Source organism: Dactylosporangium sp. NBC_01737 (assembly GCF_035963215.1).
In the GTDB taxonomy this organism is placed as follows: Bacteria; Actinomycetota; Actinomycetes; order Mycobacteriales; family Micromonosporaceae; genus Dactylosporangium.
In genome coordinates, this window is record NZ_CP109153.1 from 12,230,274 (window position 1) to 12,244,041 (window position 13,768).

A 13,768-nucleotide genomic window follows, 5' to 3' on the forward strand; every position below is an offset into this window, starting at 1 on the left:
GCGACGATGCTCACGCGGGCACCGTCACCGACGCATCAGCTTCGTCGGTTTCGTCGGCGCCGCCTTCGTCGCGCAGCGCGTCGAGCAGCTCGCTCTGGCTGGCAAGCAGCCCGGTCAGGAACGAACGGGCCGCCTGCATCAGATCCGCGACATCAGGTCCGGCCAGGGCGTACCTGCCTTCGGGCAGTTTGTTGACGATCCCGGCTCGGCGCAGCACCGCCAGCTGCTGCGACATGCTCGTCGCCTCGATGTCCACCTGGGCGAGGAGGTCCCGCACCGCGAGGGGTCCGTCCCCGAGCAGTTCCAGGACCCGGATCCGCGCCGGATGACCCAGCGTGCGGAACAACTCCGCCTTGCTCTGATACAGCGGTACCGGCACCAGCCCACACCCTCACCCAAGACACGTCCTACGTTCTCGACAATTGAACACCTTTGCAACTTCACATAACGACAGCGGCCGCACGGTTGTGAAACATCCCACGGCAGCCGCATCAGACCCCTGTGTGAGTTGCCCTCTGTCGGGGTCTACGTCCGTGGAGGGCCACTCGACTCGACGCCACGCCTCAGCCGACCCACCGCCACCGTCTACCGCTGGCTGCTGGCCTGGACCCGCAACTTCGGCATCCTGGCCCGTGCTGGCGTGGAAGGCGCCCGCTCCTGCCGCGCCGCACTTACCCGGTTCCTGCGCCGCCACCACATCGCCGTGATCGAGGTCAACCGCCCGACCGCGCCGCCCGCCGCCGCGGCAACCTGACACCATCGACGCTGTCGCCGCCACGCCCGCCGTACTGCCTCAACGGGCCACACTGCCCCAACGGGCCGCGACCACGGCCAAGACCGCCGACGGATCGGTCGAGACCCTGCGCCTGCTTCGCCTCGCCGGGCTTCGCGGTGAAGTCCCGTACGCAGACGATCAGGAGTGCGAACTCCAGCAGCAGATCACCGCATGCCTCGACACTCACGCCCCCGCAACTGTTGCAACGCAATGGGATCGGCTCCGACAGGGCCTCCGCGCTCCTCCTCGCAGGCGACGACAACCGGGCCGCATGCACACCGAGGCCTTCTTCGCCGCGCTCTGCGGCGTCAGCCCCGCCAATGCCTCTTCCGGCAAACCCGCCGGCGGCGACTCAAACGTGGCGGCGACTGCCGCGCAAACGCCCTCCACCGCATCGCCATCACCAACGCCCGCGCCGACCGACACACCCGCGACTACCTCGACCGCCGGACCACCCGAGGGGGGCGCACCGCCGCGAAACCATCGGCTGCGTCAAGGGCTACATCACCCGCGAGGTCTACCATCTGATCCAACAGCTCAACACCGCAGGCCAACCTCACGAGCCGCTTGACCAGACATTGGGCATTGAAGCCCATCGGCGAGAGATCCCGACTGCTGCAGGCCACGAGCCGAGTCCGGCGTGGATGGAGGATCGCGATGATCCCCGACTGGGCGGTCTACCGCGCCACGGATGACAGCGTGACGGTGTTTGCTGTCCTGGAGCGAACTCAACGTTTACGCCGACGGGTCTGCGCCGGCGGGGCGGCCCTGGCCTGCCCGCAATGCGCCGGGCCGAACCCTGCACCTGGACTCGATCCACTTCGCCACCCACGACATCCCAACGGTCGGCGTGAGCGTCGACCTCCGCACCCGAACGATCCTTGCCAACAACCAGGCCCGCGCCCTGCACGCCAGTCAGAACAGCGGATCGATACTGACGACCGGCTTTCGGGGCGCGAAGGCGCGGCCAAGACCGCATCGAACTTCGCGAACACAAGGGGGCACCTCTTCGCCGCCCCGCACCTCACGACGGCCGAACGATCCGATAGGCAACCGCGACACCGACGTGGCTCACACGGGCCCAGGTGGCCTCGTCGCGCAATTCGCTCGACTTACGAGGCCTTGCACGGTGCTGGTCCATGCCGTCCCACAATCATTCCGGCGCCGGTGTCATCGCCGTTGGAGTGCCTGCACGATTTGTTCCGAAGTCTCGATGACAATCGTGTGATAGCTGTCGATCCGGGACACGATCGCCTCGCGGGGGCCGAGCCGCCAGGCGTCGCTGCCGTAGTACCTTTCCTCCTGCTCCTGATGCGCTTCAAGGGACGTGAACGCGCGCATCAGGTAGGCCTCCTCGTGCCCGTCCTCGGCCACCAGCGACGCGCCGTAGTCCACCACCCGAATGCCGGACGCCTCCAGCAGCGGAACGGACTCCTCCCGCATGACACGAACGAACTCGTCGCTGGTGCCTGGCTTCAGCCGGTACGTGCGGATTTCAAGAATCACGGGGCAACCCTTCACGGCATGGCTGGCGGTGGGCCACTTCGACGGTGACCGCACCATTGGCCAGGCGCAATAAGGTGAGGGCCAGATCTCCGCGGCAAAGGGTCGGACGCTGTGTGCCCGGTTCAAATACGGGACAGCCGGCCACCACTCGCTCGTACGCTGTGCGGATCTCATCAGCGCCGGTGGCGGTCTGACCGTCGGGTAACGCCAGCACTGCGTCCGGTTCGTAGAGTGCAACCAGGCCGTCGACGTCACCCGCGTTGAGCCGGTCGACGATGAGGCGGCTCAGTTCCTCCGGTTGCGTTGCGCGTCCGCAGCCTGTCTCCCGGTCCATGCGGCGAGCATCTCACCTACGTCTGACAGTTCGGCCGGCCTTCGGTTGAGTCAGCGCCCGTTCTCAGGGTGATCTATGCCACCAGATTTCAACCACAAATGCAGACACACCAACGGCTCGACAACACGGCGAGTGTCGTGAGAACGGGCGTTGTGCGAGCCAGCGGTGGATGCGGGAGCACCGCACGAGTCTGTCGCCGAAGTAGCGGTCTCGGTCAGCGGTCGGCAGGTAGAGCCGGACGCCCATGAGGACCCGCCCCGCCGGGGTGTCCGTGGCGCGTTGCTCCGCGCCCGAGCCAGCCGTAGCGGCGGGCGCCGGTCTCGGAGGTGTTGCGCTGGGTGCCGAACTCGATGGAGCCTCCCGCCGTGGCGAGACCCAGGTCGGTGTTGTGCACGATGGCGACGGCGTCACCGTACGGGTTGACCGGCTGCCGGCCCGTGTCGGTGACGCCGAACGTGCTGGTGACCGCCGCCGTGCCCGGCACCCGGCGGGCTCCGGCACAGCGTCGAGGTGTCCCGGCTCGCCTAACGCAATTGCGCACCAGGCCGTAGGCCAGCGAGGTCCCCGCCGACTGCCGCGGGCAGGCGGGCCACCAGCCGAGAAGCTCATTGTGCTGACTCACCGCGCCGACGACCTCGCGCCGCGGCGACCGGCCCGGGCGACCGGGGCCCGGCGACCGCGAACACCTGACGCCCGGACCGGTCCGGCGAGGCCAGCAGGGCTCGCCCGATCGGCAAGCCAGCCCTCGGAGTGGCGTAGGTCACATCGAAGCAGCGCGGATGAAATGGCAAATTGCAAAGGTCTTCAATTGCAGGTATCTGCGCCGGGTGGTTGGAGGGCATGTGTCGGTCCAGCCGAACAAGCGCAAGGCGGAATTCCTGCGCACGCTGGTACATCAGGTACATCCGCATTCGGGTGCTGGAACTGCTCAACGACCGGCCGATCGCGGTGCGGGACCTCCTCGCCGAGATCGCCATCGAGGCGGCGAGGCTGCCGCAGCAGCTCGCGGCGCTACGGCGTGCGGGCGTCGCGACCGCCACCCGCGAGGGACGCGCCGTCCCCTGCGCCGTCGCCGGACGGACATGGCCGATCTGCTCCACGCCACCCACAGCTTGCTGGCCCAGGTCCCGCCGGCCAGGCCGAACTGCACGAAGGCCACCGCGAGGAACAACGCCGGTGACCAGATGTCAGAGGATCCCACGCGATCGGAGAACTCAAACTATGGCCGCTCACTTTCCGATCAACCACCGCCTACGGCCCCTCTACCGGATGTTGTCCGGGGTGGCGGGCCTCTACATGCTGGTCTTCGGTGTGGTCGGCGTCGTCCAGACCTCCGGCGCGCCGTTCTTCACCCGTGACGAGGCCGAGTGGGCGCTCGGCCTGCGGACCAACCCGGCGTTCTCGCTGCTGTCGCTCGTCGCCGGTGTCGTCGTGCTCGGCGCCAACCTCGTCGGGCGCAACCTCGCGCACCTCGTCAACCAGCTCGCCGGCATCGCCCTGACGACCGTCGGCCTGGCGGCGTTGGCGGTGCTGCAGACCGAGGCGAACGTCTTCGCGTTCTCGATGGTCAACGTGATCGTCACCTTCATCCTGGCCGGTATCACGGGCACGGCCAGCCTCTACGACCGGGTGGGCACCACTGCCGCCGCTACGGCCGAGGAGGAGTTCCGCCACGCGCCACGCGCGGCTGACGTGCCCGGGGCCTGACGTGCCCTGAAAAAAGGGGGCGCCGTTGCCGGCGCCGCCTGCTCATTTGCCCTGCCGGGTCATCAGCGTCGGCTTGCCCTACATGTTGGGCAGGCCGTTCCAGGCCAGGTTGCGGCCAGGCTGCGGCCAGGTGTGCCGCGACGACCTCGTTCTACGGCTTGCGGACCTCCGGCCACCAGTGGCCGGTCAGCGCGACCATGCCGACGAGGGCCTGCAAGGACAGCTCCGCGGGCTTCGGGTGAAACCCGCGGCGTTTGGGCGCTCAACCTGATCAGCGACGGCACCACCGTGACCATGACCCGGGGCGCGCCCCGGCTGGCCGCCGCGCTGCGCGCCCGCGGCCTGCGGGTATTCGAACTCGACACAACCGAGTTCGCCAAGGGCGGCGGCGGCGTCCGCTGCACCGCCCTGACCCTCGACAACCCACCCCCGGTGAGTTCGACGTAACCACGGGCAGCCGCGCGCGGATCCACAGTACCGACCGCCTCGCGTCCGACGCGGGCCGCGTGTCGTCCCGGTTGCCCGGCCGTACGCACAGCGAGCCGCCGGTGGCGCTGGTGTACCGGGCACCGGCGTCGTCGCCCGACTGCCCGCAGGCGATGGCCGCGCTGCTCGAATCCAGCCGATGCGGCTACGACGTCCGCTACGTCGGCCCCGACAAGGACGTGCCCGTCTCCACGCTGGCCGTGGCCGGTGCGGCGATGTACGCCAAGCCCGGCGGGGGCGTTCGCGCACGGTTACCGGAATCGGCGCCGGCACCGCGCCGCGATCCGGGGGTTCGTCCACTCCGGTAGGCGGTATCTGGGGTTCTGCCTCGGCGGGTATCTCGCCGGGGCCACGTCCCGCTTCGGCCTGCTCCCCGGGGCACCGACCACTACATCGCCGCTCCCGCCGCCGCCATCGGATCGGCAGACAACACCCCTGGTCGCGGTCGCCTCTGGGATCTCGGGGAGGCACATGCCCCGCGCCGGTAGCGCGCGCCTTCCCCAGGGCCGGCCAGCGATCTCGCGAAAGGGCCCGCGGTCCCGGTCCGCGGTTCGGGGCGGGTGATCGTGTGCACGGTCGCCGCCTGTTCTCACGGCGGTCCAGCAACGGTGGTGGTGCCGAGCCGGGGTATGGCGACGTGGCCCGCCGGACGAGAGATGGAGCCGGTGGGCCAACTTGGTCTGTGGGGTTGTGGCCTGACGGGTTACCGGATGAGGAGGCGGGTTCTGAGGGTGTCGAGTTCGGTCCGCAGTTGGGCAGGGAGATTGTCGCCGAAGGCGGCGAACCATTCGGCGATCTGGGGGATCTCGGCGGTCCACTCGTGGACGTGGACGGCGAGCGCGGCTTCGAGGTCGGTGCGGGGGATGTTAAGGCCGCGGGTGTCGATCGCGCCTGGGACGGGGACGTAGCCGATGGGGGTGTCGAGGGCGCCGGTGGTGCCGTCGACCCGTTCGATGATCCATTTGAGGATGCGGGCGTTCTCGCCGTAGCCGGGCCAGAGATATCGGCCGTCGGCGCCGCGGCGGAACCAGTTGACCTGGAAGATCGCCGGCAGCTTCGCCGTGTCGGTGGCGTGGCTGCCGATCTCGGTCCAGTGCCGCAGATAGTCGGCGGCGTGGTAGCCGATGAACGGCAGCATGGCCATCGGGTCGCGGCGTACGACGCCGACCTGCCCGACCGCGGCGGCGGCGGTTTCGGACGACAGGGTGGCGCCGATGAACACGCCGTGGTTCCAGTCGCGGGCCTGGGTGACGAGAGGGACGGTGGTGTTGCGGCGGCCGCCGAAGACGATCGCGGAGATGGGCACGCCGCGCGGGTCGTCGTATTCGGGGGCCAGGATGGGGCATTGCCTGATCGGGGTGCAGAAGCGGCTGTTGGGGTGCGCGGCGGGGGTGGGTGAGTCCGGGGTCCAGTCGTTGCCGCGCCAGTCGGTCAGGTGTGCCGGCGGGCTGCCCATGCCCTCCCACCACACGTCGCCGTCGTCGGTGAGCGCGACGTTGGTGAAGATGGAATTGCCGCGGGCCAGGGTGCGCATGGCATTGGGATTGGTGCGCCAGCCGGTGCCGGGAGCGACCCCGAACAGGCCGTATTCGGGGTTGACGGCGTACAGCCGGCCGCCGTCGCCGAAGCGCAGCCAGGCGATGTCGTCGCCGAGGGTCTCGACCGTCCAGCCGGGAACGGTGGGCTCCAGCATGGCCAGGTTCGTCTTGCCGCAGGCGGACGGGAATGCCGCTGCGATGTAGTGGACCCGGCTATCCGGGTCGGTGAGTTTGAGGATGAGCATGTGTTCGGCGAGCCAGCCCTCGTCCCGGGCCGTCACGGAGGCGATGCGCAGTGTGGAGCAGTTCTTGCCCAGCAAGGCGTTTCCGCCGTATCCGGAGCCGTAGGACCAGACCTCGCGGGTCTCGGGGAAGTGGGCGATGTACTTGGTGTCGTTGCACGGCCACGGCACATCGGTCTGGCCGGGCCTGCGCGGTGCGCCGACGGAGTGCAGGCACGACACGAAGTCGGCGTCCTCGCCCATCACATCCAGCAGGTCGAGCACCGGCCAGCCCATCCGGGTCATGATCCGCATGCTCGCCACGACGTAGGCGCTGTCGGTGATCTGTACGCCGAACTTCGGGTGTGCGGCGTGCAGCGGGCCCATGCAGAACGGGATGACATACATGGTGCGTCCGGCCATGCAGCCCTCGTACAGTTCCGTCATCAGCCCCTTCATGGCGGCGGGAGCGATCCAGTTGTTGGTCGGTCCGGCGTCGGCCTCGTCGATCGAGCAGACGAAGGTCCGTTCCTCGGCCCGGGCCACGTCGGCGGGGTCGGTGCGGGCCCAGAACGAGTTGGGTCTGATCTGCGGGTTCAGCGGAACCAGGGTGCCGGCGTCGACGAGTTCGGCGGTCAACTGCTGCCACTCCTCGTCGGTGCCGTCGCACCACACGACCCGGTCCGGGGCGGTCAGCCCGGCGACCTCGCGGACCCAGGCCAGCAGCCGTCTATGGCTGGTCGGTGCGATCGGCGGCGTCTGTGCCGTGTCACTCATGATCGGGCCCTTCCCCGTCTGGACATCGTCGACGGTGTGGTGGGTTCGGCCGGCGGGCGGGCTGCGGCGGGCGGGCTACGGCGAGGTCGGGTCGCGACCGTCGCGCGGCGGTGGTGTCCGGCTGGCCGAGAGCAGGTACAGCCGATCCGCTGTGGCCTGTAGCAGGGCGACCAGGTCGTCGTCGTCCCCGGCGCCGTAGAGGCGGATCGCGGATCTGGCGGCCGCGACGAGCATCGGACCGTGCTCACCCCACAAGGGCGCGTACCGCATGATCCGGATCGCGACGCCACTCAGCTTGGTGTTGACGGTGCTGTCGGGCCGCTCCTGCCGGAGGGCCGGCAGCAGGTTGGTGGTCAGCGTGAGATAGGTGTCCCACGCCGCGCGTCGTGCCGGTGCCACCGTGTCGGTCGACCTCCCCCAGAGCGATGTTGCGCTGCGTGGATCTTGTGCGGGCTCCCAGGGCTCCCAAGGCTCCCAGGGTGGCGCGGACGCGACGTTGATGTGATGTAGCTGCGGGCGGTCCTGGCGGGTGTGCGGCGAGCGTTCCGTCGGGCCGGGTGGCGTGGATCAGGTCGGCCACGTCCGGTCCGGTAAGGGCGTATCGGACGGCGCCTCCCTCGCGGGTGGAGTTCACGATGCCGTGCGTCGTAGCTGCGACAGGCTCACCGCCTCGATGTCGATCTCGGCGAGGAGGTCCTGCACCGCGACGGCCCGTCGTTGAGCAGTTCCAGTACCGAATGCGGATCCGTACCGGCGTGCGGAGGAGCTCGATCTTCCGCTGGCTCGGCGGGACCGGCACGTGCCCTCCAATTCGGCGCAGATACCTGCAATTGAAGACCTCTGCAATTGACTAGGTCATCCGTACCCGATCTGATGTGACCCACGCCACCCTGATGGACAGGCTCACCACTCGGCGATTCCTGCCCGCCTCGGGCCGGTCCGGGCGCCGGGTGTTCGCGGTCGACACGCTCGGTCGCCAGGGCGCAAGGTTGCCGGCACGGTGAGTTTGTCGGCTGGCGGCCGGCGGCCGGCGGCCGGCGCCGAACCTTGGCGGCGTGCGCCCTGGTGCGCAATTGAGGGCGTGCCGGGATGGCGGTCGGCCGGCAGGAGTTGGGTGGCCGGGCGAGCCGGTGTCGGCGCAACGAGCAGTTGATCGTGAATTTGATGCTCACTCTCGTCCGCTTGCATCCGACCGGGCTGCCGTTCGGTAACCGCCTCAACCCTCCAAGGCCGACACATCCCAGCCGCGATCGCGGACCGGGCCGTTACCGTGGTTGGTCAGGCCCGACCGGATGGTGCGGGTCGGACGCTTCCGGCCACCGTGCGTCCGGGTCGTCGCGCATGACCCCGATGAGGTTTCCTTCGGTGTCAGCGAGGCAGACCAGCCAACCCACGCCGGTGAGCGGCATGCGGGCGATGAGGATCTCGCCGCCGGCGGTGCGGGCCGCGCGGGTGGTGGCGTCGAGATCTTCGACGTGGACGGTGGGGATGGCGATCCCGTCGGGCTCGGCCGCGACGCGGAGCCGAGGGTCGTCGCTGGGTGTGATGACCCAGCAGTGCCGGTCATTGTCGGTGGGCAGCGCCCATCCGAAGACCTTGTGGTAGAACGCGGCGGCGCGCTGCGGATCCTTCGCGTAGATCCGCAGGAGCACCGATCGGGTCACGACAACCTCCCACCACTGCCCTTTCGCGGACACCGCCTGAGCAGTTGCTAAAGTTTGCAACTGATGGATAGCATGATGGTACGCCGGGCGGGGGTGGATGGGATGAGTCGGCCGCTGTATCAGGCCAAGGCGGAGTTCTTCAGGACACTCGGGCATCCGGCCCGTATCCGGGTGCTGGAGTTGTTGTCGCAACGGGAGCATGCGGTCAGCGAGATGCTGCCCGAGGTGGGTGTCGAGGCGAGCAGCCTGTCGCAGCAGTTGGCGGTGCTGCGCCGGGCCGGTCTGGTCGCCTCCCGCAAGGACGGCTCCACGGTCTACTACTCGCTGACCAGCCCGCAGGTCGCCGAGTTGCTGGCGGTAGCGCGGCGCATCCTCACCGAGGTGCTGGCCGGGCAGGTCGAACTCCTCGCCGACCTGCAGGCGGCCACCCCGTCAGGTTCCGTACCGCCGCCCTAGGCCTTCCACGGCGCGGCCGGGGCGCGGTCACCCTGCCTTCCCCCGATGTTGGGTGACCGCGCCCCCCGGTCAGTTGTATCCGCAATGTTGTATCCGGAATCCTGCCGGCTCGAACCGTGGAGTACGACACCGATGGCCGTATTCAACCTGCTCCGCAAGATTCGCCGAACCGGGCGGGTGGCCGACGCCGCCCCACCCCGACCGGCTGGCCTGTCGTGCCCGAAAGCCGCCGCACTACACGGGTCGGTGCAGGTGCGGCACGTGGACGCCGGGTCGTGCAACGGCTGCGAGATCGAGATCGGGTCGGCGTTCGGCCCGGTGTACGACGCCGAGCGCTACGGTGCCCGTCTCGTCGCCTCGCCGCGGCACGCTGACGCGTTGCTGGTGACCGGGCCGGTGACCCGCAACATGGCGGTACCGTTGCTGCGCACGTTCGAAGCCGTGTCGGAGCCGCGGATCGTGGTGGCGGTCGGCGACTGCGCGATCGACGCCGGCGAGTTCGCCGGTGGACACGGCGTGCACGGTCCGGTCGCGGACGTCGTCCCGGTCGATCTGCGGATACCGGGATGCCCACCCGAGCCGGACGCGATCGTCGCCGCGCTGCGCGGGCTGACCGGCCGGTGAACATGATCGGCTGGGCCCTGGCCGTGGCGTGCGGGCTGGCCGGGCTGGGGGTGCTCGCCGCGGTCGTGTCCCCGCGCCGGGTCCGCGCGGCCCTGGTCGGCGCCGCCACCGCCGGGGTCGGCCTCGCCGGTCTGGTGGCGGGTGTGGCCGCGCTGCGCGGCCAGACGTACGGGGCCCGGATCCCCGGCCTGCTTCCGCTCACGGAGGCGCAGATCGCGGTGGACCCGCTGGGCGGCTGGTTTCTCACCGTCACCGGCGGCGTGTTGGCGGTCACCGCGCTGTACGGCATCGGTTATGCCGGCCACGGTCACGCTCCCGCCGGGCGTGGGGTGCAGGCGGCGCAGCCGGTGTTCGCCGCTGTGCTGCTGCTGGTTCCAGCGGCCTCGAGCGCGTCCACGTTCCTGGTGCTCTGGGAACTGATGGCGGTCACCTCGCTGGTCATGGTCCTCGCCGAGCATCGGGCGCGCCCGGCGGTGGCCGAGGCGGGCTGGTGGTACGCCGTGTTGACCCATCTGGGGTTCGTGGCAATCCTGCTCGGGCTGGTGCTCTACGCCGCGAACGCCGGTGGCGACGCGTTCGCCGACCTGCGTGACGCCGACCTGTCCCCGGCGCTGCGCGGTGTCGTGTTCGTGCTGGTGTTCGTGGGGTTCGGGTCGAAGGCTGGCCTGGTACCGCTGCACGTGTGGCTACCGCGGGCGCACGCCGAGGCCCCGTCACCGATCTCCGCGATGCTGTCCGCGGCGATGGTCAACGTCGGCGTGTACGGGATGATCCGGGTCGGGTTCGACCTGCTGGGCGGCGGCACCCGCTGGTGGTGGCTGCTCGTCCTCGCGGTCGGCGCGGTCTCCGCGCTGTACGGCATCCTGCAGGCCACGGTCGCAGCCGACCTCAAACGCCTCCTCGCCTATTCGACCGTGGAGAACATGGGCCTGGTCTTCCTCGGCCTGGGTGCCGCAGGCATCTTCCACACGGCCGGCGCGGTCACCCTCGCGGCCCTGGCCATGGCCGCGGCGCTGCTGCATGTGCTCAACCACGCCGGGTTCAAGGCGTTGCTGTTCACCGCGGCCGGTTCGGTGCTCCGCGCGACCGGCAGCCGCGACCTGGACGCCCTGGGCGGGCTGCGCTCCCGCATGCCGGCTACCACCGCCCTGTTCGCGGTCGGGGCGCTCGGCGCTTCGGCCCTCCCGCCGGGCAACGGGTTCGTCTCCGAGTGGCTGCTGCTGCAGTCGCTGGTCCAGGCGCTGCCGGCCGGCGGTGTGGTGACCGCCGTCGCGATGCCCCTCGCCGTGGCCGTGGTGGCGCTGACCGCGGGGCTGGCGGTCGCCACCTTCGTCAAGGCGTTGGGTGTGGGGTTCTTCGCCCGCCCCCGCAGCGACGCCGCGGCATCGGCCACCGAGTCGCCGCCGGTGATGCTGGCGGCGATGGGGATTCTTGCCGCGGCCTGTACCGGGCTGGCGCTCGCACCGCAGGCGCTCGGGCCGGCACTTTCCCGCGCTGTCGGCGCTGCCACTGGTACGTCCGGCACGGTGATGAGCGGCGGGGTGAGCCTGCGACTGGCCGGGATCGCCAGCACTATGTCCCCGCTGCTGACCGCGATCGCCCTGGTGGTCGCGGTGGCCGGCACGGCCGGCCTGGTCCGGCTGGTGACCGGGCGGGTCGCCCGACGCCGGGCGGTGGCATTGTGGGACTGCGGCGCCGGCCCACCCACCGCGCGGATGCAGTACACCGCCACCTCGTTCGCCGAGCCCTTGCAGCGGGTCTTCGACGACGTCCTCGCCCCGGAGACCGACGTCGACGTCACCCCGCACGCTGAATCCGCGTACCTGGTCGCCCGGGTGGCCTACCAGACACGGGTCCCCGACCGGGTGGAGCACGCCCTCTACACACCGCTGATCACCGCGGCCCGCCAGCTGGGCCGGTTGGGGCCGGTGCTGGCCAACGGCAGCGTGCACCGATACCTCGGCTACGGGTTCTTCGGCGTCACCGGCCTGCTGCTGATCCTGGCGGTCACCCGATGACCACGACAACCACGTCCGCGCTGATCGCCACCCTGCTCGCCACCGCGGCGCAGGTCGTCGTGGTGGCGGCCGGAGCACCGCTGCTGGTCGGGGTGATGCGCCAGGTCCGGGCGCGGTTGGAAGGCCGTGCCGGCGCCGGTGTCATGCAGCCGTGGCGGGACCTGCGCAAGCTCCTGCGCCGCCAGCCTGCCACGCCGGCCGGGACCGGCTGGGCGTTCCGGCTGGCCCCGCTGCTGCTGATGGGGACCTCGCTGGTGCTGGCCGCGGTGATACCGCTGCTGAGCACCGCTTCGCCCCTGGACCCGGTGGCCGACCTGTTCGCCGTCGTCGGGCTGCTCGCGCTGGGCACCGTCGTCCTCGCCCTCGCGGCCCTCGACACCGGGACGGCGTTCGGCGGGATGGGTGCCAGTCGGGCAATCACCATCCTGGCGTTGGTCGAGCCGACCATCCTCGTCGCGGTGCTCGCGTTGTCCGCCCGGGTCGGCTCCACCAACCTGGCCGCGATCGTCACCGCCACCCTGCACGACCCACTGCAGGTCGTCTCCCCTGCCAGCCTCCTGGCCGCGGCCGCCCTCACGATCGTGGTGGTGGCCGAGACCGGGCGGCTGCCGGTCGACAACCCGGCAACCCACCTGGAACTCACCATGATCCATGAGGCGATGGTCCTGGAGTACGCCGGCACCGACCTGGCACTGCTCGAGTGGGCGTCCTCGATCCGACTGACCGTCCTGCTCGGCCTGCTCGCCAGCCTGTTCGCGCCCTGGGGCATCGCCGGCACCAGCCTCGCCGCCCTTCCCCTCGCCATACCGGCCTTCCTGGTCAAAGTGGCGGTGTTGGGGGCCGGATTGGGCGTGGCCGAGGTGTTCATCGCCAAACTGCGCCTGTTCCGGGTGCCGGAACTGCTCGCCGGCTCCTTCGTCCTTGCCCTGCTCGCCGTCGCCTCCTCCTTCTTCCTCGCCTGAAAGCACCCATCGCCTGAAAGCATTGAGAAGCCTGACGTGACCGACACCCGCTATCCGCTGTTCCTGGACCTGGCCGCTGGCCTGTTCCTGCTCACCGCGATCGGTGTGCTGTGGCGCCAGCAGCTCTCCTCCATGATCCGGCTGTTCGGCCTGCAAGGCGCCGCCCTCGCGGCCATCGTCGCGATCCTCGGCCTCCACCAGCACAGCCTGGAACTGATCCTCGTCGCTGTCGGGCTGGGCGTGCTGCGCGCCGGAGTACTGCCCTGGCTCGCCCGGCGAGCGTTGGGCGACTCCCCGGGCGAGGCCCGCGAGACCCGGCCAGTGATCAACGTGGCCGCGTCCCTACTGGCCGCAGCCGCGCTGACCTTTCTGGCGTACGCGGTGACCCGGCCCCTCGTCACGCTGGCACCGTCACCGGCGACCACGATCCTGCCCGCCGCGGTGGCGGTGGTGCTGATCGGGTTCTTCACCCTGGTCACCCGCCGCCGCGCCCTGTCCCAGGTGGTCGGGTTCCTGCTGCTGGACAACGGGATCACCGCCACCGCGTTCCTGGCCACCGCCGGGGTCCCGCTGATCGTGGAGCTCGGCGTCTCCTTCGACCTGCTGCTGGTCGTCCTCGTGCTGCAGGTCCTGACCACCCGGCTGCGCACCGCCTTCGGCAGCACCGACCTGGACGAACTACGGGAGCTGCACGACTGAT

General features: G+C 70.1%; 17 protein-coding genes and 1 pseudogene. 9 read left to right on the top strand and 9 right to left on the bottom strand.

The genetic code is table 11. The features are described from left to right. Positions 1 to 10: 10 nt before the first annotated feature. Complete coding sequence (locus tag OHA72_RS56350) at positions 11 to 379, bottom strand: ArsR/SmtB family transcription factor (protein ID WP_327004333.1); 369 nt, start codon at positions 377 to 379, stop codon at positions 11 to 13. A 129-nt stretch (positions 380 to 508) separates the two neighbouring features. Here OHA72_RS56350 and OHA72_RS56355 point away from each other — a divergent pair, with 129 nt between their 5' ends. Further along, the gene (locus tag OHA72_RS56355; RefSeq protein ID WP_327004334.1) at positions 509 to 754 is read left to right on the top strand and encodes a hypothetical protein; all 246 of its coding nucleotides are present in this window, start codon (positions 509 to 511) and stop codon (positions 752 to 754) included. A 1,191-nt stretch (positions 755 to 1,945) separates the two neighbouring features. Here OHA72_RS56355 and OHA72_RS56360 read toward each other — a convergent pair. From OHA72_RS56360 to OHA72_RS56375, 4 genes are all read right to left on the bottom strand, one after another. Continuing rightward, positions 1,946 to 2,281, bottom strand: a complete 336-nt coding sequence (locus OHA72_RS56360) for an NIPSNAP family protein (protein WP_327004335.1) — start codon at positions 2,279 to 2,281, stop codon at positions 1,946 to 1,948. After that, the gene (locus tag OHA72_RS56365) at positions 2,271 to 2,615 is read right to left on the bottom strand and encodes a YybH family protein (protein WP_327004336.1); all 345 of its coding nucleotides are present in this window, start codon (positions 2,613 to 2,615) and stop codon (positions 2,271 to 2,273) included. Before OHA72_RS56365 ends, OHA72_RS56360 begins: the two co-directional genes overlap by 11 nt. Positions 2,616 to 2,829: 214 nt before the next feature. Further along, entirely contained in the window at positions 2,830 to 3,099 is a 270-nt protein-coding gene (locus OHA72_RS56370; RefSeq protein WP_327004337.1) for a hypothetical protein, read from the bottom strand. A 121-nt stretch (positions 3,100 to 3,220) separates the two neighbouring features. Further along, positions 3,221 to 3,715, bottom strand: coding sequence for a hypothetical protein (locus tag OHA72_RS56375; protein ID WP_327004338.1), 495 nt, complete (start codon positions 3,713 to 3,715; stop codon positions 3,221 to 3,223). A 181-nt stretch (positions 3,716 to 3,896) separates the two neighbouring features. Here OHA72_RS56375 and OHA72_RS56380 point away from each other — a divergent pair, with 181 nt between their 5' ends. Continuing rightward, positions 3,897 to 4,322, top strand: a complete 426-nt coding sequence (locus OHA72_RS56380) for a DUF4383 domain-containing protein (RefSeq protein WP_327004339.1) — start codon at positions 3,897 to 3,899, stop codon at positions 4,320 to 4,322. 78 nt (positions 4,323 to 4,400) lie between these two features. On the opposite strand, the pseudogene OHA72_RS56385 reads toward OHA72_RS56380, so the two are convergent. Beyond that, positions 4,401 to 4,572: pseudogene (locus tag OHA72_RS56385) on the bottom strand (TetR/AcrR family transcriptional regulator); the annotation flags it as partial. Between the two features lie 38 nt (positions 4,573 to 4,610). Between OHA72_RS56385 and OHA72_RS56390 the strand changes: the two are divergent. Together OHA72_RS56390 and OHA72_RS56395 are read left to right on the top strand one after the other, a co-directional pair. Beyond that, a complete protein-coding gene (locus OHA72_RS56390) occupies positions 4,611 to 4,769 on the top strand; it encodes a hypothetical protein (protein ID WP_327004340.1) in 159 nt (52 codons plus the stop codon). A gap of 101 nt (positions 4,770 to 4,870) precedes the next feature. Next, positions 4,871 to 5,116, top strand: coding sequence for a hypothetical protein (locus OHA72_RS56395; RefSeq protein ID WP_327004341.1), 246 nt, complete (start codon positions 4,871 to 4,873; stop codon positions 5,114 to 5,116). Positions 5,117 to 5,511: 395 nt separating this feature from the next. On the opposite strand, the gene OHA72_RS56400 is transcribed toward OHA72_RS56395, so the two are convergent. The 3 genes from OHA72_RS56400 to OHA72_RS56410 form a co-directional block, all read right to left on the bottom strand. Then, positions 5,512 to 7,344 (bottom strand): phosphoenolpyruvate carboxykinase (GTP), encoded by a 1,833-nt coding sequence (locus OHA72_RS56400; protein ID WP_327004342.1) that lies wholly within the window; start codon positions 7,342 to 7,344, stop codon positions 5,512 to 5,514. Positions 7,345 to 7,419: 75 nt separating this feature from the next. Continuing rightward, complete coding sequence (locus OHA72_RS56405) at positions 7,420 to 7,743, bottom strand: hypothetical protein (RefSeq protein WP_327004343.1); 324 nt, start codon at positions 7,741 to 7,743, stop codon at positions 7,420 to 7,422. A gap of 866 nt (positions 7,744 to 8,609) precedes the next feature. Continuing rightward, positions 8,610 to 9,008: a VOC family protein gene (locus OHA72_RS56410; protein ID WP_327004344.1), complete on the bottom strand. Its 399-nt coding sequence runs from the start codon at positions 9,006 to 9,008 to the stop codon at positions 8,610 to 8,612. A 102-nt stretch (positions 9,009 to 9,110) separates the two neighbouring features. Here OHA72_RS56410 and OHA72_RS56415 point away from each other — a divergent pair, with 102 nt between their 5' ends. The 5 genes from OHA72_RS56415 (at position 9,111) to OHA72_RS56435 (ending at position 13,767) form a co-directional block, all read left to right on the top strand. Beyond that, the gene (locus OHA72_RS56415) at positions 9,111 to 9,464 is read left to right on the top strand and encodes an ArsR/SmtB family transcription factor (protein ID WP_327004345.1); all 354 of its coding nucleotides are present in this window, start codon (positions 9,111 to 9,113) and stop codon (positions 9,462 to 9,464) included. Between the two features lie 261 nt (positions 9,465 to 9,725). Further along, on the top strand, positions 9,726 to 10,088 hold the full coding sequence (locus OHA72_RS56420) for an NADH-quinone oxidoreductase subunit B family protein (RefSeq protein WP_327004346.1): 363 nt from the start codon (positions 9,726 to 9,728) through the stop codon (positions 10,086 to 10,088). Between the two features lie 2 nt (positions 10,089 to 10,090). Further along, positions 10,091 to 12,106 carry a proton-conducting transporter transmembrane domain-containing protein gene (locus tag OHA72_RS56425; RefSeq protein WP_327011860.1) on the top strand — a complete coding sequence of 672 codons (2,016 nt, stop codon included), beginning with the start codon at positions 10,091 to 10,093 and terminating at the stop codon, positions 12,104 to 12,106. Further along, positions 12,103 to 13,068: a respiratory chain complex I subunit 1 family protein gene (locus OHA72_RS56430; protein WP_327004347.1), complete on the top strand. Its 966-nt coding sequence runs from the start codon at positions 12,103 to 12,105 to the stop codon at positions 13,066 to 13,068. The genes OHA72_RS56425 and OHA72_RS56430 overlap by 4 nt, the downstream gene beginning before the upstream one ends. Positions 13,069 to 13,104: 36 nt before the next feature. Continuing rightward, positions 13,105 to 13,767, top strand: coding sequence for a hypothetical protein (locus OHA72_RS56435; protein ID WP_327004348.1), 663 nt, complete (start codon positions 13,105 to 13,107; stop codon positions 13,765 to 13,767). Position 13,768: the final 1 nt, after the last annotated feature.

Coding starts and splice junctions, on each gene's coding strand:
- OHA72_RS56365 (WP_327004336.1), bottom strand. CDS start 2,615: ATGGACCGGGAGACAGGCTGCGGACGCGCAACGCAACCGGAGGAACTG.
- OHA72_RS56400 (WP_327004342.1), bottom strand. CDS start 7,344: ATGAGTGACACGGCACAGACGCCGCCGATCGCACCGACCAGCCATAGA.
- OHA72_RS56415 (WP_327004345.1), top strand. CDS start 9,111: ATGAGTCGGCCGCTGTATCAGGCCAAGGCGGAGTTCTTCAGGACACTC.
- OHA72_RS56425 (WP_327011860.1), top strand. CDS start 10,091: ATGATCGGCTGGGCCCTGGCCGTGGCGTGCGGGCTGGCCGGGCTGGGG.
- OHA72_RS56430 (WP_327004347.1), top strand. CDS start 12,103: ATGACCACGACAACCACGTCCGCGCTGATCGCCACCCTGCTCGCCACC.